Raw genomic sequence first — 22,058 nt, forward strand, 5'->3', positions numbered from 1 at the left:
GGTCCGGGTCCGGGTGGCGTGGAGTGCCGGGTGCGGCGCCGTTGCGGGGGCGCTGCCCCCGAGCCCCCGCGCCTCAAACGCCGGCGGGGCTGGATTCGAGCCCCGGCGCTCAGGCGCTGGTGGGGCTGGATCGGCGGGCGGTGAAGTCTGTGTCGCGGATGACGCGTTGGGCGTTGGCCCAGGTCAGGAGGGCGAGTTCGGGTTCCGTCCAGCCGCGTTCCAGCAGTTCCGCGATCAGGCGGGGGTAGCCCGAGGGGTCGGTCAGGCCCGTCGGGTGGCGGCCGGCCCGGTCGGTTCCGAAGGCCGCGCCGAGCCCCACGCACTCCGGGCCCGCGACCGCACGTACGTGGTCGAGGTGGTCCGCCACCGCGTGCAGGGAGTCCCCCGTGCGCGCCGTGTCGAAGCTGACCATCACGAGGCCGTTCGCCTCGCGCAGGGCGGCCAGCACCTCGTCGTCGACGTTGTCCGGATGCGGGTTGAGGGCCGCCGCGCCGGTGCCGGAGACGATCACCGGGGCCTTGGAGGCCGCCGCGATCCGGCGGGCCACCGCCGCCGGGCAGCCCGCGAGGTCCAGCAGGACCGCCAGCCGGTTCGCCTCCCGCACCACCTCGTGGCCGAAGGCCGTCAGCCCCTCCCGGGCCCATACCGCCCCCGCCGGGGCGAGGCTGCGCACGCCCAGCGCGTGGAAGGCGCGCAGCGCGCCCAGGGAGTCGGTCAGGGCACGGCCGGGGACCGGGCCCAGGAACGAGGCGATCCGGCCGCGGTTGCGGGCGTCCGCCAGGTCGTCGGCGCCGAGGGCGAGGCGCAGGCTGTCGGGGTGGCGGCGCATCAGCGCCAGGGCCACGTCGATCTGTTCCAGGGTGTCGGCGACCACCTGATCGGTGGTCCCGTCGCCGCAGGAGCCGCCCTCCGGCACGAGCAGGGACCAGAACTGCGCTCCCACTCCCCCGGCCCGCAGGCGCGGGATGTCGGTGTCGACGCCCGCGTCGGAGGTCTCGATGTCGAGGTACGGGTTCTGGCGCAGCGTCCAGACCAGGGTGTTGCAGCCGTCCAGGACGGGATGGACGGCCAGCAGCGCGGCGGCCCTGTCGAGGGTGCTCACCGCCGCCGCGGGTGCGGCGGGGGCCGGGAGGTCCTCGGCCCCGATGCCCGCGGAGTGGGGTTCATCCTGCAGGTCGGCCATGGCGTCGGCTCCGGTCGTCGGCGGCGCGGGGAGGAACGCTGCCACCGTGACACGCCGGGTGGGCGGGACGCCCGACGGACGCGGCATTCGGGTGGCCGCCCCGCCGGACCCGCCCGGGGGGGGCGGGCCCGGAGCCGGGGGCGGGACCTACAGGTGGGCGTTCGACGGGCCGTGGGCGGCGGTGAGGTCGCGGGAGACGGCCTCCGCGTCGCGCAGCGCCCGCACCGCGTTGGACCAGGTCAGCTTGGCGAGGTCCGCCCGGGACCAGCCGCGCGCCAGGAGTTCCGCCACCAGGTTCGGGTAGCCCGCCACGTCGTCGAGGCCGGAGGGGGTGAACGCCGTGCCGTCGTAGTCCCCGCCGATGCCGATGTGGTCGACCCCGGCGACCTCGCGCATGTGGTCCAGGTGGTCGGCGACCGTCGCCGCCGTGGCCACCGGCCGCGGGCGGGCCGCCTCGAACTCCCGGTGCAGGGCCATCGCCTCCGGGGTGGTGTCCAGGTGGTGGAAGCCGTGCGCGCGCAGGTTCTCGTCCGCGGCCAGGGTCCACTCCACCGCCTCCGGCAGGATGAACTTGGGGACGAAGGTGGCCATGGCCACGCCCCCGTTGGCCGGGAGCATCGCCAGCACGTCGTCGGGGATGTTGCGCGGGTGGTCGCACACGGCCCGGGCGGACGAGTGCGAGAAGACCACGGGAGCCCGCGACGTCTCCAGCGCGTCCCGCATCGTCGTCGCGGCGACGTGCGAGAGGTCCACCAGCATGCCGATGCGGTTCATCTCCCGGACGACCTCGCGGCCGAAGTCCGTCAGCCCGCCGTGCCGGGGCTCGTCCGTCGCGGAGTCGGCCCAGTCGATGGTGTCGTTGTGGGTGAGCGTCATGTACCGCACGCCCAGGTGGTGCAGGGCGCGCAGCGTGGCGAGGGAGTTGTTGATGGAGTGGCCGCCCTCGGCACCCATCAGGGAGGCGATCCGCCCGTCGGCGCGGGCGGCCTCCATGTCGTCCGCCGTCAGCGCCCGTACGAGGTCGCCGGGGTAGCGGTCGATCAGCTGGGAGACGGCGTCGATCTGCTCCAGGGTGGCGCTGACCGCCTGGTCGCCCGTGTAGTCGGACCGCACGTACACGGACCAGAACTGCGCGCCGACACCCCCGGCGCGCAGCCGGGGGATGTCGGTGTGCAGGTGGGCCGACTGGTCGCCGGCGATGTCCCGCTGTGTCAGGTCGTAGCGCACCTGTTGGCGCAGCGCCCAGGGCAGGTCGTTGTGGCCGTCCACGACGGGGTGTTCGGCCAGCAGTGTACGCGCCTCGTCCAGACGCTGCGCCGCGCTCACTTGCCGAACCCGAAGGACTCCGCGTTCGCGACCTTGGTGCGCAGGCGCCTGCCCTTCTCGGTGGCCTGGTCGTTCAGCTCCTGCTGGAAGTCGCGCATCCGGGCCTGGAGCTCGGTGTCGTGCGCGGCGAGCATGCGCACCGCCAGCAGGCCCGCGTTGCGCGCCCCGGCGACCGAGACGGTGGCGACGGGCACCCCGGCCGGCATCTGGACGATCGACATCAGCGAGTCCATGCCGTCGAGGTACTTCAGCGGGACGGGCACGCCGATGACGGGCAGCGGGGTGACGGAGGCGAGCATGCCGGGCAGGTGGGCCGCGCCGCCCGCGCCGGCGATGATCGCCTTCAGGCCCCGGCCGGCGGCCTGCTCGCCGTACTCGATCATCTCGCGCGGCATCCGGTGCGCGGAGACGACGTCGACCTCGTAGGGGATCTCGAACTCGTCGAGTGCCTGCGCTGCCGCCTCCATGACGGGCCAGTCCGAGTCGGAGCCCATGACGATTCCGACGACGGGGCCTGCGGCGGTGGTGCTCATTCGGTGACCGTTCCTCTGAGGTAGTCGGCAGCGTGGCGTGCGCGCTCCAGCACATCGTCCAGGTCGTCGCCGTAGGTGTTGACGTGGCCGACCTTGCGGCCGTGTTTCACGTCCTTGCCGTACATGTGGATTTTCAGCTGGGGGTCGTGCGCCATGCAGTGGAGGTACCCCGCGTACATGTCGGGGTAGTCCCCGCCGAGCACGTTCGCCATGACGGTCCACGTGGCGCGGGCGCGCGGGTCGCCGAGCGGGAGGTCCAGGACCGCCCGTACGTGGTTGGCGAACTGGGAGGTCACGGCCCCGTCCTGGGTCCAGTGGCCGCTGTTGTGCGGGCGCATCGCCAGTTCGTTGACCAGGATGCGGCCGTCGGTGGTCTCGAAGAGCTCCACGGCCAGGTGGCCGGTGACGCCGAGTTCCTTGGCGATGCGCAGGGCGAGGGCCTGGGCCTCGCCCGCCAGCTCCTCCGAGAGGTTCGGGGCGGGGGCGATCACCGTGTCGCAGACCCCGTCCACCTGGACGGACTCGACGACGGGGTAGGCGACGGCCTGCCCGTGCGGGGAGCGGACGATGTTCGCCGCGAGCTCGCGGACGTAGTCCACCTTCTCCTCGGCGAGCACGGGGACGCCCGCCTGGAACGGGGCCGCCGCGTCCTGCGGGGTGCGGACGAACCACACCCCCTTGCCGTCGTAGCCGCCCCGCACGGTCTTGAGGATGACGGGGAACCCGCCCACCTCCTGCGCGAAGGCCGCCACGTCGTCCGGATCGCTCACGATCCGGTGGCGGGGGCTGGGTGCGCCGATCTCGTCGAGCCGGGCACGCATCACCCCCTTGTCCTGGGCATGCACCAAAGCGTCGGGCCCCGGGCGGACGGGGATTCCGTCCGCTTCCAGGGCCCGCAGGTGCTCCGTGGGTACATGCTCGTGGTCGAAGGTGATCACGTCACAGCCGCGCGCGAAGGCACGCAGCGTCTCCAGGTCGCGATAGTCGCCGATGACGACGTCGCTCACGACCTGGGCCGCCGAGTCCTGTGGAGTGTCACTCAGGATCTTGAATCTGATGCCGAGGGGGATACCCGCCTCGTGGGTCATGCGGGCGAGCTGACCGCCGCCGACCATGCCGACTACCGGGAACGTCACGCCTCCAGGGTATCCGCCGGTATTCGGCCATCGGGACCCGCATGGACCCGACCCCGACGCGATCCGCCCGGTGTGCCGTGCGTCGCAGGGTGCCGGAAGGCACAGACGGAGCCCCGGGAGGACACTTAGCATGGTCGGGTTGACCGTGGAATCCGTACGCCCCGTAAGCGGGCGGTGACCGACAGGACTGACCTACTGATGAGAGCCCCGGGCGGATCCGTCCTCGAACGCGTACGCGGCCTCGTGCGCGAGGTCGCCAAGTTCGGGGCGGTCGGCGGCCTGGGCGTCCTGGTCAACCTGGGGGTCTTCAACCTCATCCGGCACACCACCGACCTCCAGGTGGTCCGGGCGAGCGTGATAGCCACCGTGGTGGCGATCGCCACGAACTACATCGGCTTCCGCTACTACGCCTACCGGGACCGCGCCCAGAGCGGCCGCACCCGCGAGATGGCCCTGTTCGCCGCCTTCAGCGGTGTCGGCCTGGTCATCGAGAACGGCGTCCTCTACACCGCCACGTACGGCTTCGGCTGGGACGGCCCGCTGGCGAGCAACGTGTTCAAGTTCATCGGCATCGGCACGGCGACCGTGTTCCGCTTCTGGTCCTACCGGACCTGGGTGTTCAAGGCCCTGCCCCCGGTCGCGCCGCGGGCCGCGCCCGCGGCGGCGGACCCCGCGCCCGCGGCGGCGGACCCCGCGCCCGTGCCCCGGCCGGAGCGCAGGCCCGGACCGCTTCCGGAGCCGGAGCCCGCGAACAACTAGGGCCCGGCCCTGGGACGGCCCCAGCGGACCGTCTGCCCTAGCGGACCGTCTTCTCGCGCTCGGCCGGCTCCGGGGCCGTGCAGCTCAGGAACAGCGCGAACACCGGCGGCTGCGTCTGGAGCAGTTCCAGCCGGCCGCCGTCCGCCTCGGCGAGGTCGCGGGCGACCGCGAGGCCGATGCCGGTGGAGTTGCGGCCGCTGATGGCCCTCTCGAAGATCCGGTTGCCGAGGTCGGGCGGGACGCCCGGTCCCTCGTCCGTGACCTCCAGCACCGCCTGGTTGCCGACCACCCTGGTGCGCAGGGCGACGGTGCCGCCGCCGTGCATCAGGGCGTTCTCCACGAGGGTGGCCAGCACCTGGGAGACCGCGCCGGGCGTGCCGACGGCCCGTACGCCCTGCTTCCCGGAGCGCACGATGGCCCGGCCGGCGCTGCGGTAGGCCGGCCGCCACTCCTCCACCTGCTGTTTGACGACCTCGTCGAGGTCGAAGGGGACCGCGGAGCCCGTGCGCGGGTCCCGCGAGTTCGTGAGCAGGCGCTGCACGACGTCCGTGAGCCGCTCCACCTGGGTCAGGGCGATGGTCGCCTCCTCCCGCACGGTCTCCAGGTCCTCGGTGACCGTGATCTCCTCCAGCCGCATCGACAGCGCGGTGAGCGGGGTGCGCAGCTGGTGGGAGGCGTCGGCGGCGAGCCGCCGCTCGGCGGTGAGCATCCGGCCGATGCGTTCGGCGCTGGAGTCCAGCACGTCCGCGACCCGGTCCAGCTCGGGCACCCCGTACCGCTTATGCCGGGGCCGCGGGTCGCCCGAGCCGAGCCGCTCGGCGGTCTCGGCGAGGTCGGTGAGGGGGGAGGCCAGCCGGTTCGCCTGCCGTACGGCGAGCAGGATCGCCGCCACGACGGCCAGCAGGGCGACGGCGCCGACCACCGCGAGGGTGCGCACGACCTCCCGCGTGACGGTGGAGCGGGCCTCCTCGACGACGACGATCTCGCCCTGCTCGCCGCGCGCGGTGCCGCGCACGACGCTGTCGGGGATCGGCGCGCCCACCTCCACGGCAGCCTGCCCGGGGATCGTGATCCGCGCGTGGTGCCCGGCGTCGAGGAGTTCGGCGAGGTCGGAGGGGTCGGTCGGCTTCCTCTCCAGGACGTTCGCCTCGACTACGCTCACCAGCCGCAGCGCCTCGGACTCGACCCGGTCCTGGGCGCTGCTGGTGATGGTGCGGGTCTCCACGATGACGAGGGAGACCCCGAAGACGGCGATCACCACGAGCACCACGGCGAGCGTGGACTGGATGAGGCGGCGGCGCATGGGCGAGGGCCTTTCTTGCCCCGGGGGTCAGCTCTTCTCGAAGCGGAAGCCGACGCCGCGGACGGTGGCGATGTAGCGGGGGTTGGCGGCGTCGTCCCCCAGCTTCTTGCGCAGCCAGGAGATGTGCATGTCGAGGGTCTTGGTGGAGGACCACCAGGTGGTGTCCCAGACCTCGCGCATGAGCTGGTCGCGGGTGACGACCCGGCCGGCGTCGCGCACCAGCACGCGCAGCAGGTCGAACTCCTTGGCGGTCAGCTGGAGCTCCTCCTCGCCCATCCAGGCGCGGTGCGACTCGACGTCGATGCGCACGCCGTGGGTGGCGGGCGGCTGGGCGGTCTCCACGGCGCCGCGCCGGAGCAGGGCCCGGACCCGGGCGAGCAGTTCGGCGAGCCGGAAGGGCTTGGTCACGTAGTCGTCGGCCCCCGCGTCCAGACCCACCACGGTGTCGACCTCGTCGGCCCGGGCGGTGAGGACGAGGATGGGGAAGCCGTGGCCCTCGGCGCGCAGCCGGCGGGCGACTTCCAGCCCGTCCATGCCCGGCAGGCCCAGGTCCAGGACGACGAGGTCGATGCCGCCCTGCAGTCCCGCGTCCAGGGCCGTTGGGCCGTCCTCCCGGACCTCGACCTCGTATCCCTCCCGGCGCAGGGCGCGGGCCAGGGGTTCCGAGATGGATGCGTCGTCCTCGGCGAGCAGTACACGCGTCATGTGGGTGATGGTAGTGCGCGGTGACCGAAACGAGAGGCCTGCCTGCACACCCCTTCCGATCTGGGCTTATGGACTACTAAGCGCCTTCGAATATGGCCGATCGGTTCCCGACTCGCCTTGTGATCCATCTCTCAAGTCCTTTCATATGGCGCGGTGTCGTGTCGTATGGTGGCGAGACGCCTGATGCAATACCTCAGGGACCTTTGTGCCGAAAAACAGCACATAGGTCTCTCTTTCTGTCCGAAACGGGACGGGACGCCTCCCCCGAGGCCCCCGGACGACCGTGACGACGGCGAATGACGGCGGTACCCAGAGGCGTGGGGCGGAAGTCCGCCCACCGGTGCCGGCCACCCCCCACCGGGCGCGGATGAGCTCACGAAGCCGAAGCGTCCCGAGCAAGCAAGGATCGACCATGGCTTCCAGCCTGACGACGTCTTCACCGAGCCCTGCTCCGGAAAAGACCGTCCTCGGCCACCCGATCGGCCTGGCCACGCTGTTCATGACCGAGATGTGGGAGCGCTTCTCCTACTACGGCATGCGTGCGCTTCTCGTCCTGTACCTGGTCTCCGGCGGCACGGACGCCGCGACGGGCAGCCAGGGCGGCGGCCTCGGCTTCACCGCGGCAACGGCCACGGCGATCTACTCCGTGTACGTGGCCATGGTCTACCTCATGGCCATGCCCGGCGGCTGGTTCGGTGACCGTGTCTGGGGCGCCCGCAAGACGGTCGCCATCGCCAGCTTCGTGATCATGGCGGGCCACGTGGCGCTCGCCGTTCCCGGCCAGCTCGCGTTCTTCGTCGGTCTGCTGCTGGTCGCCGTGGGCTCCGGTCTGCTGAAGGCCAACATCTCCACGATGGTCGGCCACCTGTACAAGGGTGTGGACGACCCGCGCCGCGACAGCGGCTTCACGATCTTCTACATCGGCATCAACGTGGGTGCCCTGCTCGCCCCGGTCGGCATCGGCATCGTCGGCGAGCGCGTGAACTGGCACCTCGGCTTCGCGCTCGCCGCCGCCGGCATGGGCATCGGCCTGCTCATCTTCCTGCTCGCGGGCCGCACCCTGAGCCCGAAGAGCAGCATCGTCCCGAACCCGCTGAGCGCCGCCGAGCGCAAGGCCGTGATCACCAAGGCCCTCGCGGCCGTGGCCGTCGTCGCCGTCTTCTACGGCGCCGTGGTCGCCGCGGACATGTTCACCATCAAGTGGGCGCTGTACCCGATCACCATCGCCGGTCTGATCATTCCGGTCGCCGTCCTGGCCCGTATCAAGCGGGACAAGGACCTGTCGCCCGTCGAGCAGACCCGGATGAGCGCCTACATCTGGTTCTTCGTGGCCGCCGCCGTCTTCTGGATGATCTACGACCAGGGCGGTTCGACGCTCTCGCTCTTCGGTGACAAGAACTCCGAGCGCGCGCTGTTCGGCTGGGAAGTCCCGACCACCATCTTCCAGTCGCTGAACCCGCTCTTCGTGGTGGCCCTGGCCCCGGTCTTCGCCGCCACGTGGGTGGCGCTGGCCCGCCGCAACCGCGAGCCCAGCACCATCGTGAAGTTCTCCGCGGCCCTGATCATCGTCGGCGCCTCGTTCTTCGTCTTCGCGATCCCGCTGAGCCAGACCGCGGGCAACGACACCAAGGTCACCATGTGGTGGCTGGTGCTCATCTTCCTGATGCACACGCTCGCCGAGCTGTGCCTCTCCCCGGTCGGCCTGTCGGTCACGACGAAGATGGCGCCGCAGAAGTACGGCTCCCAGATGATGGGCGTCTGGTTCCTCGCGGTCACCGCCGGTGACTGCATCACCGGTCTGCTCGGCCTGGCCGAGGTGCAGATGAACGGTGTCGGCGTGATCCTCTTCCAGGCGTGCGCCGCCGTCCTCGCCGGTGTCGCGATCTTCATGTACCGCAAGAAGGTCAACGCGCTGATGGGCGACATGAACTGACCCGTTCCGCTCCGGCGGAGCAACGGCCCGGCACACCGCACGGTGTGCCGGGCCGTTCCCGTGTCAGCGGGAGCCGCGCAGGCGGCGCCACGGGGTGAAGGTGAACACCGCGCCGCCGAGCAGGACCACCGTGCCGGCGACCAGGGCCAGGGCCTTGATGCCGCCCTCGTCCTCCGCGCCGGTCTCGGCGAGACCGCCCGAGGTTCCGCTGCCGCCGCTGCCGCCGGTGGAGGAGCCGGAGCCGCCCGGCTGGGCGGTGGTGTCGAGCTCCAGCGAGACGCCGCTGCTCGCCGCCTTGCAGGGCACGTTGATCGGGGTGGAGCCGGGAGCCATCGTGACGTCGATCGTCAGCCGGTCGGGGCTGAGCGTCACCTTGCCGGACTTGCCGGGGGTGTAGGTGCCGGTCATGTCGCTGAGGCTGACCGGGGCCTTGTCCGGGATCGGTTCGGCGTTGGCCGGGCCGGAGACCTTGACCGTGCCGCTGTCGGCCCCGCCGAGCTTGACGTCCATCGACGGCTTGAGGGCTCCGGCGGGCAGGGCCATGGGCGCCGCCATCGCACCCTTGGCGGTCTTGACGGTGAGGTCGTAGCCGCCGCCGTTCTTCTTGGCGTTGATCGTGACCGGGGTCTTGATGCCGCCGGGGACGACGGGCCCGCAGTCGAAGGCCACCTCGACCGCCTTGCCCGGGAAGTCGGTCTGGCCGCCTCCGCCGCCGCTGCCGCTGCCGCCCGAGGACGTGGTCGTACCGCCCGTCGTGGCGCCTCCGGTGGTCGTGCCCCCGGTGGTGGTGCCGCCCGTGGTGGTGCCGCCGGTCGTGGTGCCGCCGGTGGTCGTGCCCCCGGAGGAACCGGCCGACACGTCGATGGTGGCCCCGCCCTCGACCTCGCCGACCGGCGCGCACTTCGTCACGAACGTGCCGAAGGAGAAGGTGACGGCCACGTCGTACTTGCCGGGGGTGAGGGTGATCCTGCCGGCCTTGGTGAGCTTCAGCTTGCCCTTCATCGTGGACATCTGCATGGGCGCCTTCTTGGGGATCGGCGGGTTCTTCTTCTCCCCGACCACCTTCAGCTCGCCGCCACCGCCGCCCACGGTGATCCAGCCGGTGGGCTGGACCGAGTCCTGCGGGATGTCCATCAGGTCGGTGTTGTTCGAGGCGGGTTTGACGGTCTCCCAGGACACCTCGACCTCGTCGCCGACCTTGGCCGTGGCCGGAGCGGTGACCTTGGCGGTGGTCTCGCCCTCCACGGGTGAGCCGCCGCCGGCCGGCGGCACGCACTTGACCTTGAACGTGGTCTCGGCGGCCTGTGCGGGAGAAGCCGTGATGGCGAGGCCCGCGCCGCCGAGCAGCAGCGCGGCCACGGCCGCGCCCACCCTCCGTCGGTTCTTCACAATGGTCCCTTCGTCGTCGAACGGTTCTCAGACGGTGCGGACGTCTGCGGTGCTGTCTCCGGCGCGCTGTCCGGGGCGAACCACGGCAGGACCGCCGTGGTGGTCTCGGGGGACTCCCGGAGCACGGGGAGCCGGGCCGTCACCGCCGCCGCGCCCCCGGAGGGACCCGTGCCCCGGTGGCGTCCGGCGGCGGTCGCGGTGGCGGTGGCGGTGCGTGGCCGTACCCGGTCCACGACCGCCATGCCGATCCGGAAGAGGGCGGCCGGGACGACGACCAGGAGCAGCCCCCAGAACAGCAGGACCCCGTACGGGCGGTCGACGCCCCACGGCTGGGTGGCCACGACGGTCTCGCCGTACTTGAGGGAGATCGTGTAGTCGCCGTGGGCTCCGGCGGCGAGGGCGACGTCGAGCGCGATCTCCGCCTTGCCGCCGGGCGGGACGGTCCCCTTCCACCGGGCCTCCTCCCACACCGGGGCGAACACCCCGTGGGCGGTGCCGAGCTGGAAGACGGGGTCCTTGACCGGCGCGGAGCCCAGGTTTCCGACGGTGACCCTGAACTTCCGGGCGGGCGGGGCCCCGAACCAGGTCAGCACCCCGTCCTCGCCCTCCAGACGGACGCCGGTGAGCATCGCGAGGCGGCCCGTGCCCGATGCGGCGGGCAGCTCGGCGACCGGATGACCGGTGATCCGCAGGGGGGCCGCGACGGTGGCGCGGTCGCCGTTGACGGAGGTGACGTTGACGACGCAGGGGCAGGGCTTGGGGGGAGCGACCACGGCGAGCCGGCCGGTGAAGTGCCCGTCGTCGGCGACGGACACGGCGGCGCCGTCGGCATTGGCGCAGTCGTTGGTCCCGCCGATCATGTTCTGGCCGCAGACCAGCAGCATCACGAGCGTCCTGGGCTTCCAGCCGGTACCGGTGACGGTGACCTCGGCGCCCGGGGCGGCCTCCTGCACGGACAGCGCCGCGGCCGGTTTCCCCTCCTCCGCGGCGGCGGGGGCCGCGGACAGCAGGGCCAGGGCCAGGGCGCAGGCAGCCGACACCGCCGCCGGGAACCGGGCCGTCCCGCGGGCCCTGCCGCCGGCCGCGGCCCGCACGTTCGCTCTCACCTGGGGGCTCCCGTCAGTTCGTGTTCCGGTGCGGGGGCCGGGCCCGCGGCGGCCGGGCCCGGGGCGGGCGCGTCGTGGTCCACCGGCTCCGGCAGGCCCCGCCGGGCGCGTACGCGGCGCAGCGCCACGGCTGCCGCGGCGGCGAGGACCGGCAGGCCGAGGCCGGTCAGGGCGGCGGCCGCCCGGGGCACGAGCCAGGCCGAGGCGGTGGCGCTCCCCCCGGCACCACCGGGCGCGGTGGCCGTGACCGTCACCCGCACCCGGTCGAGGTCCGGGGCGGCGGGCCACGGCTCGGTCAGCTCGACGCGCCGGCCCGGGGGCAGGGCCTCGGCCGGGGTGCGGACGGCCGGGGCGGCCACCGCGCCGAAGGCGCCCTCGGCGCGGACGGACAGCTCCGGGGCGAGGGCCACGTTGCCGCGGTTGACCAGGGTGTACGCGAGCACCGCGGCCGCGCCCCGGCCGCGTACGGCGACGTCCTCAACGGTGAGGGCGGCCAGGGCGGGGCCGTCGACCCGCAGGTGGACCCGTACGGACGCCTCGTGGCCGGGCCCGGAGGCGATCACCGCGGCGGAGTGGTCGCCGGGCGGGGACGCGGAGGGCACGGTGACGGTGAAGGGGACCACGGCCCGGGTGCGGGGCGGGATCCGCACGGTGGCCCCGGCGCCGAAGCTGAACCAGGAGGCCGCCCCGGCGGGTGCGGTGCCGGCGGGGGCGTCGGCGCCGCGCAGGGTGACGGTCCGCTCCAGGTCGCCGGTGTTGACCAGGGCGAGGCGGTCCTCCAGGACGGTGCCGGGGGCGCCCTGGAGGTAGAAGGCGGGGCGGGCGGCGGCGGGGCGGGCCGCGCCGGCCGCGGGCTCGGCGGTCCAGCCGGGCTCGTCGGCGGCGGCGGGGCCGGCGGGCAGCACCGCCGCGGCGAGCAGGGCGAGGCACACGGGGAGCCGGGCGCGGGTGCGGGTGGGGGGCGCGGGCATGGCCGGGGTGATCCCGTTCAGGACCGGGCCCGCCGGCCGCGCCGGGTCAGCCAGAGCATGCCGGCGGCGCCGGAGAGCAGCACGGTGCCGCCGAGGGTGCCGAGGGCGAGGGCGGAGTCGGTGGGGCCCGTCTGCGGGAGGGTGTCGGGGGCGGTGGCGGCCGGGGACCCGCCACCGGCGGCGGTGACGTCCAGCTCCAGCGAGGGTCCGGGGGTGTTGCCGGGGGTGCAGGTGGTCGTGGTGCCCATCGCCTTGATGGTGAGCACGCCCGCGGTGAAGGTGACCTTGCCGCTCTTCTTCGGGGTGTAGGTGCCCGACAGGTCGGTGATCCTGATGGGGGTGTCGGCGGGCACGGCCTCGGGGTTGGACGGCCCCGAGACGGGCACGGTCGTCTTCTCGGCGCCGCCGACGAGGACGACGGCGCTGGGGCTCATGGCCCCCTTGCCGAGCTCGATGGGGCTGGAGGAGACGCCCTTCTGGAAGGACACCGTCAACTTGTAGCCGTCGCCCTCCTTGACGGCCTTGATGTCGATGGGCGAGACCGCCGACTTGTCCCCGATCGGGGTCTTGCAGTCGTAGGCGACGTCGACGACCGCGGCCCGGGCCGCGGGGGCGGCGAGCAGGACCGCCGATCCGGCGAGGGCGGAGGCCAGTGCGAGCGCGGTGGAGCGTTTCCGGTCGGACACCTTCGTCTTCCCCTCGGGCCACAGATAACTGACGACACATCAGATCGGTGGCTCAAGGTACGCCCGGGGCCTTGCGGAGGGAAGACAAAGGACAGGCCCGGATCGACGGTCCGTCAGTGGGCGCGCAGGCCCTTCTGCCACACCCCGGAGACGAGCGGGACGCCCGGCCGGTAGGCGAGGTGGACGTGGCTGGGGGCGTCGAGCAGGGCCAGGTCGGCGCGGGCCCCGGGGGTGAGGGTGCCGATGTCGGTGCGGCGCAGCGCGCGGGCGCCGCCCGCGGTGGCCGCCCACAGGGCCTCGTCGGGGGTCATCCGCATGTCGCGCACGGCGAGCGCGATGCAGAAGGGCATGGAGCTGGTGTAGGAGGAGCCCGGGTTGCAGTCCGTGGACAGGGCGACCGTGGCGCCCGCGTCGATCAGCCGGCGGGCGTCGGGCCACTGGGCGCGCGTGGAGAACTCCGCGCCCGGCAGCAGGGTGGCCACCGTGGTGTCCGCGGCCTGGACGAGGGCGTCGACGTCGGCGTCGGTGAGGTGGGTGCAGTGGTCGGCGGAGGCGGCCTCCAGCTCGACGGCGAGCTGCACGCCGGGGCCGTACGACAGCTGGTTGGCGTGGACGCGCGGGATCAGGCCGGCGGCGGCGCCGGCGGTGAGGATCGCGCGGGCCTGGTCGCCGTCGAAGGCGCCCTTCTCGCAGAAGACGTCGACCCAGCGGGCGTACGGGGCGCAGGCCGTCAGCATCTCGCCGGTGACGAGGTCGACGTAGCCGGCCGGGTCCTCGGCGAAGTCCGGGGAGACGATGTGCGCGCCGAGGTAGGTGACCTCCTCGGTGTGCGCGGCGGCGATGCGCAGGGCGCGGGCCTCGTCGGCGACGGTGAGGCCGTAGCCGGACTTCGTCTCGAAGGTGGTGGTGCCCTGGCGGCGGGCCTCGGCGAGGTGGCGGACGAGGTTCGCCTCCAGCTCGGCGTCGGAGGCGGCGCGGGTGGCGGCGACGGTGGTGCGGATGCCGCCGGCGGAGTAGGCGCGGCCCGACATGCGGGCGTTGAACTCCTGGGTGCGGTCGCCGGCGAAGACGAGGTGGGAGTGCGAGTCGACGAAGCCGGGGATGACGGCGCGGCCCTGCGCGTCGAAGCTCTCGTCGGCCGCCGGGGCCTGTGCCGTCGGGCCGACCCAGGCGATGCGGCCGCCGTCGATGACGACGGCGGCGTTCTCGATGAGGCCGAGGGGGCTGCCGTCGCCGACGGCGGGGTCGTTGGTGACGAGGCTGCCGATGTGGGTGATGGCCGTGGTGGTCACTGGGTTCCTCTCAGAGCGTGCTTGTCCCCCCACCCCGCCCTTTCTCCGTTTCCCGGGGCGGAGCCCCGGTTTCGGGAAGGGGCGGGGGGGGACGAGCCCGCCGCAGGCGGCACGGTCAGGAGCGCAGGGCTGCGATGGACTCGGACAGGGCCGTCGGGACGTCCCCGACCAGGGTGTGGTGGCCGTCGCGGACGACGTGCCGTCCGCCGACGACCGTGTGGCGGACGTCGGCGGCGGTGGCCGCGAAGACCGCCGTCTCGGCGCCGAGCCGCGGCAGCGGGCCGGCCGTGCGGACGGAGTCCAGGGCGATGGTGGTGAAGTCCGCGAGGGCGCCCGCCTCCAGGCGGCCCGCGTCGGGCAGTCCCAGCGCCGCGTGCCCGTCGCCGGTGGCGGCGGTCAGCAGGGCGTTCGCCGTCCAGTGGCCCCGGGTACGGCTGCGCAGGCGCTCGTCGAGCTCCATCGCGCGGGCCTCTTCGAGCAGGTCGATCACCGCGTGGCTGTCGCTGCCGAGGGAGAGCGGGCTGCCCGCCCGCTGCAGGCGGGTGGCCGGTCCGATGCCGTCCGCGAGGTCGCGTTCGGTGGTGGGGCACATGCAGGTGCCGGTGCCGGTGCCGCCGAGCAGCGCGATGTCCACGTCGGTCAGATGGGTGTTGTGGACGCCGGTGGTGCGCGGGCCGAGCACCCCGTGGTCGGCGAGGAGCTGCGTGGGGGTCCGGCCGTGGGCGGCCTGGCAAGCGTCGTTCTCGGCGGTCTGCTCGGAGAGGTGGACGTGCAGCGGCGCGCGGCGCTCCTCGGCCCAGCGGGCCACGGTGGCGAGCTGGTCGGCGGGCACCGCGCGGACCGAGTGGACCGCCGCGCCGATCAGCGCGTGCGGGCGGGGCTTGAGGGCGCCGACGCGTTCGGCCCAGGCCTCGGCGGTCCCGTCCGAAAAGCGCTGCTGGTGGGCGTTGGGGGCTTCCCCGAAGCCGGAGGAGAGGTAGGCGGTGTCGAGGAGGGTGATGCGGATCCCGGCCGCGGCGGCGGCCTCGATCAGGGCCTCGCCCATGGCGTTGGGGTCGGCGTAGGGGGTGCCGCCGGGCGCGTGGTGGACGTAGTGGAACTCGCCGACGTTGGTGATGCCGGCCAGCGCCATCTCGGCGTACACGGCGCGGGCGAGCGCGAAGTAGGTGTCCGGGGTGAGGTTCTGCGCGGCCCGGTACATCAGCTCGCGCCAGGTCCAGAAGGTGCCCGAGCCGACCTGGACGGCCCCGCGCAGGGCCCGGTGGAAGGCGTGGCTGTGGGCGTTGGCCAGACCGGGCAGGGTGAGGCCGCGCAGCACCTCGGCGCCCGGCGGCGGGGTCTCGGCCCCGGTGCGCAGGGCGCCGATCCGCCCGTCGTCGGTGACCTCCAGGGTCACGCCCGGCTCGACGTGGGTGCCGAGCCAGGCGTGCTCCAGCCAGTACGTCGTCAGCGACATGCCAGGCCTTCCAGTACGTCGGCGAGGGCGAGGACGCCGGCCACGCAGTCGTCCTCGGCGGCGAACTCCCGCGGTGAGTGGGAGACACCGGTCGGGTTGCGCACGAACAGCATGGCGGTCGGGACGGCCGCCGAGAGGATTCCGGCGTCGTGTCCCGCCCCGGTGCCGAGGACGGGGACGGAGCCGCCGAGGATCCGGTTCATCTCGTCGCGCAGGGCGTGCTCGAACTCGACGACCGGGGTGAAGGACTCCCGGACGATCCCGAGGTCGATGCCGTCCTGGTCGGCGCGTTCGCGGGCGGCCTTCTCGATGGCGGTGACGACCGTGTCGAGGGTGGCCTGGTCGGCGGCGCGGGAGTCGAGCCAGCCGCGCACCAGCGACGGGATGGCGTTGACCCCGTTGGGCTCGACGGAGATCTTCCCGAAGGTGGCGACGGCGCCGGCGAGGGCCGCCTCCGTGCGGGCGGCCAGCACGGTGGCCGCGTACGTCAGCATCGGGTCGCGCCGGTCCACGAGGCGGGTGGTGCCGGCGTGGTTGGCCTCGCCGCGGAAGTCGAACCGCCAGCGGCCGTGCGGCCAGATCGCGGAGGCGATGCCGACCCGGTCCCCGGACAGGTCCAGGGCGCGGCCCTGTTCGACGTGCAGCTCGACGAAGGCGCCGATGCGGCCGAGCCGTTCGGGATCGGCCCCGATCGCCTCGGGGTCGTAGCCGGCGGCCTCCATGGCCTGCGGCAGGGAGACGCCGTCGCCGTCGCGCAGGGCGTACGCCTTCTCCTTGGTCAGCTGCCCGGCGGCGAGCCGGGAGCCGACGCAGGCGAGCCCGAAGCGGGCGCCCTCCTCGTCACCGAAGTTGGTGATGGCGAGCGGCCGGGTGAACCGGACGCCCCGGCTGCGGAGTTCGTCCAGGGCCGCGAAGGAGGAGACCACGCCGAGGGGGCCGTCGAAGGCGCCGCCGTCGGGGACGGAGTCCAGGTGCGAGCCGGTGACCACGGCGTCCCCGGCGAGGGGGTCGCCGAGCCAGGCCCACTGGTTGCCGTTGCGGTCGGTCTCGTACGTGAGCCCGCGGGCCTCGGCCTGCTCCTGGAACCAGGTGCGGCAGTCGGCGTCGGCCCCGGTCCAGGCGTAGCGGCGGTAGCCGCCGGTACCGGCGTCGCGGCCGACGGGCGCGAGGTCGGCCCACATGGTGTGGAACGACGGGGCCCCGCCGGGGCCCGCGGCCGGCACGGCCGCGGGCGGGAACTCGGCCTGGCTCACGCGTCGTCGCCCTCGCGCATCGGGACGCGGACGCCGCGCTCGTCGGCGACGGTCTCGGCGATGTCGTAGCCGGCGTCGACGTGGCGGATGACGCCCATGCCGGGGTCGTTGGTGAGGACGCGGCGGATCTTCTCGCCGGCGAGCGGGGTGCCGTCGGCGACGGTGACCTGGCCCGCGTGGATGGAGCGGCCCATGCCGACGCCGCCGCCATGGTGGAGGGAGACCCAGGAGGCTCCGGAGGCGACGTTGACCATGGCGTTGAGCAGCGGCCAGTCGGCGATGGCGTCGGAGCCGTCGAGCATGGCCTCGGTCTCGCGGTACGGGGAGGCCACCGAGCCGCAGTCGAGGTGGTCGCGGCCGATCGCGAGCGGGGCGGCGAGGGTGCCGTCGGCGACCATCTCGTTGAAGCGCTCGCCGGCCTTGTCGCGCTCGCCGTAGCCGAGCCAGCAGATGCGCGCGGGCAGGCCCTGGAAGTGGACGCGCTCGCCGGCCATCTTGATCCAGCGGTGCAGGGACTCGTTCTCCGGGAAGAGCTCCAGCATCGCCTTGTCGGTCTTGTGGATGTCCGAGGCCTCGCCGGACAGGGCGGCCCAGCGGAAGGGGCCCTTGCCCTCGCAGAAGAGGGGGCGGATGTAGGCGGGGACGAAGCCGGGGAAGGCGAAGGCGCGGTCGTAGCCGGCGAGCTGGGCCTCGCCGCGGATGGAGTTGCCGTAGTCGAAGACCTCGGCGCCGGCGTCCATGAAGCCGACCATGGCCTCGACGTGCTTGGCCATGGACTCGCGGGCGCGGGTGGTGAAGCCGGCCGGGTCCTTGGCGGCGTAGGAGGCCATGTCGTCGAAGTCGACGCCGACGGGCAGGTACGCGAGCGGGTCGTGGGCCGAGGTCTGGTCGGTCACGATGTCGATCGGGGCGCCCTCGGCGAGCATCTGCGGGAGCAGCTCGGCGGCGTTGCCGAGCAGGCCGATGGAGAGCGGCCTGCGGGCGTCGCGGGCCTCGACGGCCAGCTGGAGGGCGTGGCGCAGGTCGTCGGCCTTGACGTCCAGGTAGCGGTGCTCGATGCGGCGCTCGATGGCGCGCGGGTCGACGTCGATGCAGATCGCGACGCCGTCGTTCATCGTGACGGCCAGCGGCTGGGCACCGCCCATGCCGCCGAGGCCGGCGGTGAGGGTGATGGTGCCGGCCAGGGTGCCGCCGAACTTCTTTGCGGCGACGGCGGCGAAGGTCTCGTAGGTGCCCTGGAGGATGCCCTGGGTGCCGATGTAGATCCACGAACCCGCGGTCATCTGGCCGTACATGGTCAGGCCGAGCTGCTCCAGGCGGCGGAACTCCTCCCAGTTGGCCCAGTCGCCGACGAGGTTGGAGTTGGCGAGCAGGACGCGCGGCGCCCACTCGTGGGTCTGCATGACACCGACGGGGCGGCCGGACTGCACCAGCATCGTCTCGTCCTGCTTGAGGGTCCGCAGGGTGCGGACCATCGCGTCGAAGGAGCGCCAGTCGCGGGCGGCCTTGCCGGTGCCGCCGTAGACGACGAGCTTGTCGGGGTGCTCGGCGACCTCGGGGTCCAGGTTGTTCTGGAGCATCCGCAGGGCTGCCTCCTGCTGCCATCCCAGGGTGCTGAGCTCGGTGCCTCGCGCGGCGCGTACGGGGCGGGGTCCTGACATGGCGGTGCCTCCTCCGATGTTGGTCAATCCATTCACATCCTCCCGCCCTGAATAGATTCAGTCAACAGGTGCGGGCGGACCCGTCGGGTGATGGGATGGCGGACATGGGCACCGAGGGCGCCGCCGCGCGCCGCGATCTGGCCGTACGGGCCGCCGTCGAGCAGGGGATCGTCGGCCCGGCCGACCCGGCGCCGCCGCTGGTCTGCCTGCTGGACACCGAGGGGATCCGTTCCTCGGCGGCCGCCGTCACACACGCCTTCGCGGAGGCCCTGGCGCCCGGCACGCCCGCGCTGCACACCTTCGCCGTGAAGGCCTGCCCGCTCGTCCCCGTAATGCGGCTGCTCGCGGACGCCGGGCTCGGCTGCGAGGTCGCGAGCCCCGGCGAACTGGCCCTGGCCCGGGCCGCGGGGGTGCCCGCCGACCGGATCGTCCTGGACTCCCCCGCCAAGACGGCGGTCGAGCTGCGCGAGGCCCTCGCGCTGGGCGTCGCCGTCAACGCCGACAGCCTCCAGGAGCTCCGGCGCCTCGACGGCCTCGTCCGCGCGGCCCCCACCGCCTCCCCGATCGGCGTCCGGGTCAACCCGCAGACCGGCGCGGGCTCCATCGGCGCCCTGTCCACCGCGACGTCCACCTCGAAGTTCGGGGTCGCGCTGCGCGACCCCGGCGCGCGCGAGCGGCTCGTACGGGCCTTCCTGGAGCGCCCGTGGCTGACCCGCCTGCACGTCCACTCGGGCTCGCAGGGCCTGCCCCTGCCGCTGATCGCGGAGGGCGTGCGGGAGCTGCACGCCCTGGCCGAGGAGATCAACGCGGCGGCCGGCGGCCGGCGGGTCGACACCCTCGACATCGGCGGCGGGCTGCCGGTGAACTTCGCCTCCGACGAGGAGAGCCCCACCCACGCCGCGTACGCGGCGGCCCTGCGCGAGGCGGTCCCGGCGCTCTTCGACGGCTCGTACGGGCTGGTCACCGAGTTCGGCCGGTCCCTGCTCGCCAAGCACGGCGCGGTGCTGGCCCGGGTGGAGTACACCAAGCGCAGCGGGTCCCGGCCGATCGCGCTGGCCCACGCCGGCGTCCAGGTGGCGACGCGCACCGCCTACGCGCCGGAGGCCTGGCCGGTGCGGATCCTGCCGTACGACGCGAAGGGCGCCCCGAAGACCGGCACGCCGGTGGCCCAGGACGTCGCGGGCCCGGCCTGCTTCGCGGGCGACCTGCTCGCCGCGGCCCGGGAGCTGCCGCCGCTCGACCCCGGCGACCTGGTGTGCGTACCGGACACCGGCGCGTACTTCTTCACGGCCCACTACGGCTACAACAGCCTGCCCCGGCCCGCGGTCCACGGCTTCTCGGTGACCGCGGCGGGCGGGGTGCGGTTCACGCAGGTCCGGCCGGCGCAGACCCTCGCGGAGATCGTCGCGGAGGCGGGCGGCCCGCTCCGCGACGCCCTGCTGTAGTGCCGCCCCGGGGCCGGGAGCGGGGTCAGGGAGCCGCCGGGGCGGGGTCCAGGACGGCCGCCAGGGCCGGGGCGATCCCCTCGACCAGCTCCTGCGGGGACAGCGCGACAACCGTCGGGAGCCGCAGCAGGTAGCGGGTCAGGGCCAGGCCCAGCAGCTGGGCGGAGACCAGGCCCGCCGTGCGCGCCGCCCGCTCGGGACCGAGGGCCCGCGCCAGCGCGGGCGCGACCTGCGCGGCGAACACCTCGCGCATACGGGCCGCGGCCTGTTCGTTGGTGACCGCGGAGCGCAGCAGCACCAGCAGGGCGTCGTCCGCCGGGTCGCCCTCCCAGCGGTCCACGAAGTGCCGCACGAGGGCGGCGGGGAGCTGCGCGGCGGGCACGGAGCCGAGGTCCGGCAGGCGCAGGTCCACCGCGAGGGCGGCGTCGAAGAGGCCCTCCTTGCTCCCGAAGTAGCGCATGACCATCGAGGGGTCGATCGCCGCGTCGGCGGCCACGGCCCGGATGGTCGTGCGCTCGTAGCCCTGGGCGGCGAACCGCTCCCGGGCGGCGCGCAGGATCGCGGTCCGGGTCAGGTCGGAACGTCGTGCCGTCGTCATGCCAACAAGCGTAGGCCAACAACTGTTGACATGCCAGCACGACAGGAGCACCCTGAAGTCAACAGCCGTTGGCCAACAACCGTTGACCCGTCCGGCACCGCCGTCGAGGAGGCCCGTCATGGCCGCAACGCCCACACTTCCGCCGCTCCCGCCCCGCACCGAGGTCGCCGTCGTCGGCGCCGGACCCACCGGCCTCGCCCTCGCCGTCACCCTGGCGGAGGCCGGCATCGACTTCGTCCTCCTCGACCGGCAGGCCGAGGGTGCCAACACCTCCCGCGCCGCCGTCGTCCACGCCCGCACCCTGGAGGTCCTCGACGAGCTGGACCCGAGCGGCGCCCTGTCCGCCGACCTCGTCGGCCGCGGCATCCCCGTCACCCGCTTCCGGATCCGCGACGGCGCGCGCCCGCTCGCCGCCGTGGACTTCGGCCGCCTGCCCACGGCCCACCCGTACGCGCTGATGGTCCCGCAGTACGAGACCGAGGCCGTGCTGCTGCGCCGCCTGCGCGCCCTCGGCGGCGACGTCCACCGGCCGTACGAGGTGTCCTCCGTCGTCCAGGACCCGGACGGCGTCACCGTGACCACCACCACCGGCGAGACCCTGCGCGCCTCGTACGCCGTCGGCGCCGACGGGATGCGCAGCACGGTCCGCGAGGCCGCCGGGATCGGCTTCTCGGGCAGCGCGTACGGGGAGTCCTTCGTCCTCGCCGACGTCGTCATGGACTGGGCCCCGGGCCCGGAGGAGGTCTCCCTCGCCTTCGGGGCCCGCGGACTCACCGTCATCGCCCCGCTCCCGGGCCACGCCGGCGCAGGCCGGCCCGCGGGCCGCTACCGGATCGTCGCCACCGTCGACGAGGCCCCCGCGGAGCCGGACCTCGGCTTCGTACGGCGCCTGCTGGACGAGCGCCTGGCCGGCCGGGCCGACGTGCACGAGCTTGTCTGGTCCTCGCGGTTCCGGATCCACCACCGGGTCGCCGACCGCTACCGTGCCGGGCGGCTGCTGATCGCCGGGGACGCCGCCCACGTGCACAGCCCCGCGGGCGGGCAGGGCATGAACACCGGCATCCAGGACGGCTACGCCCTCGGCCGCGCCCTGGCCCGCGGGGAGCTGGACGGCTACGAGGCCGGGCGCCGTCCCGTGGCCCTGCGCGTGGTGGCGTTCACCCACCGGATGACCCGCATCGCGACCACCCGCAACCCGGTCCTGCGCGCCCTGCGCAACACCCTGCTCCCGCTGCTCGCCCGGATCCCCGGGCGCAACGACCGCCTCGCGCGCGAGCTGGCCGAGCTGGACTACCGCTGACCCGCCGCCGGCCTGCCGCCGAC

General features: G+C 73.8%; 19 protein-coding genes. 4 read left to right on the forward strand and 15 right to left on the reverse strand.

The features are described 5' to 3' along the window. Positions 1–109: 109 nt before the first annotated feature. From ACPU2J_RS13525 to ACPU2J_RS13540, 4 genes are all read right to left on the reverse strand, one after another. Positions 110–1,183: a membrane dipeptidase gene (locus ACPU2J_RS13525; RefSeq protein WP_423833311.1), complete on the reverse strand. Its 1,074-nt coding sequence runs from the start codon at positions 1,181–1,183 to the stop codon at positions 110–112. Positions 1,184–1,330: 147 nt separating this feature from the next. Then, a complete protein-coding gene (locus ACPU2J_RS13530; protein ID WP_423833312.1) occupies positions 1,331–2,509 on the reverse strand; it encodes a dipeptidase in 1,179 nt (392 codons plus the stop codon). Then, a complete protein-coding gene (gene purE, locus ACPU2J_RS13535) occupies positions 2,506–3,042 on the reverse strand; it encodes a 5-(carboxyamino)imidazole ribonucleotide mutase (RefSeq protein ID WP_420080601.1) in 537 nt (178 codons plus the stop codon). Before purE ends, ACPU2J_RS13530 begins: the two co-directional genes overlap by 4 nt. Beyond that, complete coding sequence (locus tag ACPU2J_RS13540) at positions 3,039–4,157, reverse strand: 5-(carboxyamino)imidazole ribonucleotide synthase (protein ID WP_423834963.1); 1,119 nt, start codon at positions 4,155–4,157, stop codon at positions 3,039–3,041. The genes purE and ACPU2J_RS13540 overlap by 4 nt, the downstream gene beginning before the upstream one ends. 219 nt (positions 4,158–4,376) lie before the next feature. Here ACPU2J_RS13540 and ACPU2J_RS13545 point away from each other — a divergent pair, with 219 nt between their 5' ends. Then, complete coding sequence (locus ACPU2J_RS13545) at positions 4,377–4,937, forward strand: GtrA family protein (protein ID WP_423833313.1); 561 nt, start codon at positions 4,377–4,379, stop codon at positions 4,935–4,937. Positions 4,938–4,974: 37 nt separating this feature from the next. Here ACPU2J_RS13545 and ACPU2J_RS13550 read toward each other — a convergent pair whose 3' ends face one another. Together ACPU2J_RS13550 and ACPU2J_RS13555 are read right to left on the reverse strand one after the other, a co-directional pair. Then, positions 4,975–6,240 (reverse strand): ATP-binding protein, encoded by a 1,266-nt coding sequence (locus ACPU2J_RS13550; RefSeq protein ID WP_361598546.1) that lies wholly within the window; start codon positions 6,238–6,240, stop codon positions 4,975–4,977. Positions 6,241–6,267: 27 nt separating this feature from the next. Then, positions 6,268–6,945 carry a response regulator transcription factor gene (locus tag ACPU2J_RS13555; protein ID WP_420080599.1) on the reverse strand — a complete coding sequence of 226 codons (678 nt, stop codon included), beginning with the start codon at positions 6,943–6,945 and terminating at the stop codon, positions 6,268–6,270. Positions 6,946–7,357: 412 nt separating this feature from the next. Between ACPU2J_RS13555 and ACPU2J_RS13560 the strand changes: the two genes are divergently transcribed. After that, positions 7,358–8,878: a peptide MFS transporter gene (locus ACPU2J_RS13560; RefSeq protein ID WP_423833314.1), complete on the forward strand. Its 1,521-nt coding sequence runs from the start codon at positions 7,358–7,360 to the stop codon at positions 8,876–8,878. Between the two features lie 63 nt (positions 8,879–8,941). On the opposite strand, the gene ACPU2J_RS13565 is transcribed toward ACPU2J_RS13560, so the two are convergent. The 8 genes from ACPU2J_RS13565 to hutU all read right to left on the reverse strand — a co-directional run bounded on the left by ACPU2J_RS13565 (position 8,942) and on the right by hutU (position 18,692). Continuing rightward, positions 8,942–10,267 (reverse strand): hypothetical protein, encoded by a 1,326-nt coding sequence (locus ACPU2J_RS13565; protein ID WP_420080597.1) that lies wholly within the window; start codon positions 10,265–10,267, stop codon positions 8,942–8,944. Next, positions 10,264–11,373, reverse strand: a complete 1,110-nt coding sequence (locus tag ACPU2J_RS13570) for a hypothetical protein (RefSeq protein WP_420080596.1) — start codon at positions 11,371–11,373, stop codon at positions 10,264–10,266. Before ACPU2J_RS13570 ends, ACPU2J_RS13565 begins: the two co-directional genes overlap by 4 nt. Continuing rightward, positions 11,370–12,344 (reverse strand): hypothetical protein, encoded by a 975-nt coding sequence (locus ACPU2J_RS13575; RefSeq protein WP_423833315.1) that lies wholly within the window; start codon positions 12,342–12,344, stop codon positions 11,370–11,372. Before ACPU2J_RS13575 ends, ACPU2J_RS13570 begins: the two co-directional genes overlap by 4 nt. A gap of 17 nt (positions 12,345–12,361) precedes the next feature. Then, positions 12,362–13,030, reverse strand: a complete 669-nt coding sequence (locus ACPU2J_RS13580; RefSeq protein ID WP_420080594.1) for an LPXTG cell wall anchor domain-containing protein — start codon at positions 13,028–13,030, stop codon at positions 12,362–12,364. 113 nt (positions 13,031–13,143) lie between these two features. After that, a complete protein-coding gene (gene hutI / locus ACPU2J_RS13585) occupies positions 13,144–14,322 on the reverse strand; it encodes an imidazolonepropionase (RefSeq protein WP_423833316.1) in 1,179 nt (392 codons plus the stop codon). A 115-nt stretch (positions 14,323–14,437) separates the two neighbouring features. Further along, complete coding sequence (locus tag ACPU2J_RS13590) at positions 14,438–15,778, reverse strand: formimidoylglutamate deiminase (protein WP_365136040.1); 1,341 nt, start codon at positions 15,776–15,778, stop codon at positions 14,438–14,440. Then, entirely contained in the window at positions 15,769–16,959 is a 1,191-nt protein-coding gene (locus ACPU2J_RS13595; protein ID WP_361598652.1) for an allantoate amidohydrolase, read from the reverse strand. The genes ACPU2J_RS13590 and ACPU2J_RS13595 overlap by 10 nt, the downstream gene beginning before the upstream one ends. Positions 16,960–17,027: 68 nt before the next feature. Continuing rightward, positions 17,028–18,692 carry a urocanate hydratase gene (gene hutU, locus ACPU2J_RS13600; RefSeq protein WP_389069490.1) on the reverse strand — a complete coding sequence of 555 codons (1,665 nt, stop codon included), beginning with the start codon at positions 18,690–18,692 and terminating at the stop codon, positions 17,028–17,030. Between the two features lie 104 nt (positions 18,693–18,796). On the opposite strand from hutU, the gene ACPU2J_RS13605 reads away from it, so the two are divergent. After that, entirely contained in the window at positions 18,797–20,137 is a 1,341-nt protein-coding gene (locus ACPU2J_RS13605) for a diaminopimelate decarboxylase (protein WP_423833317.1), read from the forward strand. 25 nt (positions 20,138–20,162) lie between these two features. Here the strand turns inward: ACPU2J_RS13605 and ACPU2J_RS13610 are convergent, their stop codons facing one another. Beyond that, positions 20,163–20,735 carry a TetR family transcriptional regulator gene (locus tag ACPU2J_RS13610; RefSeq protein WP_365081766.1) on the reverse strand — a complete coding sequence of 191 codons (573 nt, stop codon included), beginning with the start codon at positions 20,733–20,735 and terminating at the stop codon, positions 20,163–20,165. A 118-nt stretch (positions 20,736–20,853) separates the two neighbouring features. Between ACPU2J_RS13610 and ACPU2J_RS13615 the strand changes: the two genes are divergently transcribed. Then, positions 20,854–22,035 carry an FAD-dependent oxidoreductase gene (locus ACPU2J_RS13615; RefSeq protein WP_423833318.1) on the forward strand — a complete coding sequence of 394 codons (1,182 nt, stop codon included), beginning with the start codon at positions 20,854–20,856 and terminating at the stop codon, positions 22,033–22,035. Positions 22,036–22,058: the final 23 nt, after the last annotated feature.

This window comes from Streptomyces manipurensis, from assembly GCF_049570255.1.
Lineage (GTDB): Bacteria > Actinomycetota > Actinomycetes > Streptomycetales > Streptomycetaceae > Streptomyces > Streptomyces manipurensis.

What these genes read in the sequence shown, in the direction of transcription:
- ACPU2J_RS13525 (WP_423833311.1), bottom strand. Translation starts at nt 1,183, where the DNA reads ATGGCCGACCTGCAGGATGAACCCCACTCCGCGGGCATCGGGGCCGAG.
- purE (WP_420080601.1), bottom strand. Translation starts at nt 3,042, where the DNA reads ATGAGCACCACCGCCGCAGGCCCCGTCGTCGGAATCGTCATGGGCTCC.
- ACPU2J_RS13540 (WP_423834963.1), bottom strand. Translation starts at nt 4,157, where the DNA reads ATGGTCGGCGGCGGTCAGCTCGCCCGCATGACCCACGAGGCGGGTATC.
- ACPU2J_RS13545 (WP_423833313.1), top strand. Translation starts at nt 4,377, where the DNA reads ATGAGAGCCCCGGGCGGATCCGTCCTCGAACGCGTACGCGGCCTCGTG.
- ACPU2J_RS13550 (WP_361598546.1), bottom strand. Translation starts at nt 6,240, where the DNA reads ATGCGCCGCCGCCTCATCCAGTCCACGCTCGCCGTGGTGCTCGTGGTG.
- ACPU2J_RS13555 (WP_420080599.1), bottom strand. Translation starts at nt 6,945, where the DNA reads ATGACGCGTGTACTGCTCGCCGAGGACGACGCATCCATCTCGGAACCC.
- ACPU2J_RS13560 (WP_423833314.1), top strand. Translation starts at nt 7,358, where the DNA reads ATGGCTTCCAGCCTGACGACGTCTTCACCGAGCCCTGCTCCGGAAAAG.
- ACPU2J_RS13575 (WP_423833315.1), bottom strand. Translation starts at nt 12,344, where the DNA reads ATGCCCGCGCCCCCCACCCGCACCCGCGCCCGGCTCCCCGTGTGCCTC.
- ACPU2J_RS13590 (WP_365136040.1), bottom strand. Translation starts at nt 15,778, where the DNA reads ATGTCGCTGACGACGTACTGGCTGGAGCACGCCTGGCTCGGCACCCAC.
- ACPU2J_RS13595 (WP_361598652.1), bottom strand. Translation starts at nt 16,959, where the DNA reads ATGTGGGCCGACCTCGCGCCCGTCGGCCGCGACGCCGGTACCGGCGGC.
- hutU (WP_389069490.1), bottom strand. Translation starts at nt 18,692, where the DNA reads ATGTCAGGACCCCGCCCCGTACGCGCCGCGCGAGGCACCGAGCTCAGC.
- ACPU2J_RS13605 (WP_423833317.1), top strand. Translation starts at nt 18,797, where the DNA reads ATGGGCACCGAGGGCGCCGCCGCGCGCCGCGATCTGGCCGTACGGGCC.
- ACPU2J_RS13610 (WP_365081766.1), bottom strand. Translation starts at nt 20,735, where the DNA reads ATGACGACGGCACGACGTTCCGACCTGACCCGGACCGCGATCCTGCGC.
- ACPU2J_RS13615 (WP_423833318.1), top strand. Translation starts at nt 20,854, where the DNA reads ATGGCCGCAACGCCCACACTTCCGCCGCTCCCGCCCCGCACCGAGGTC.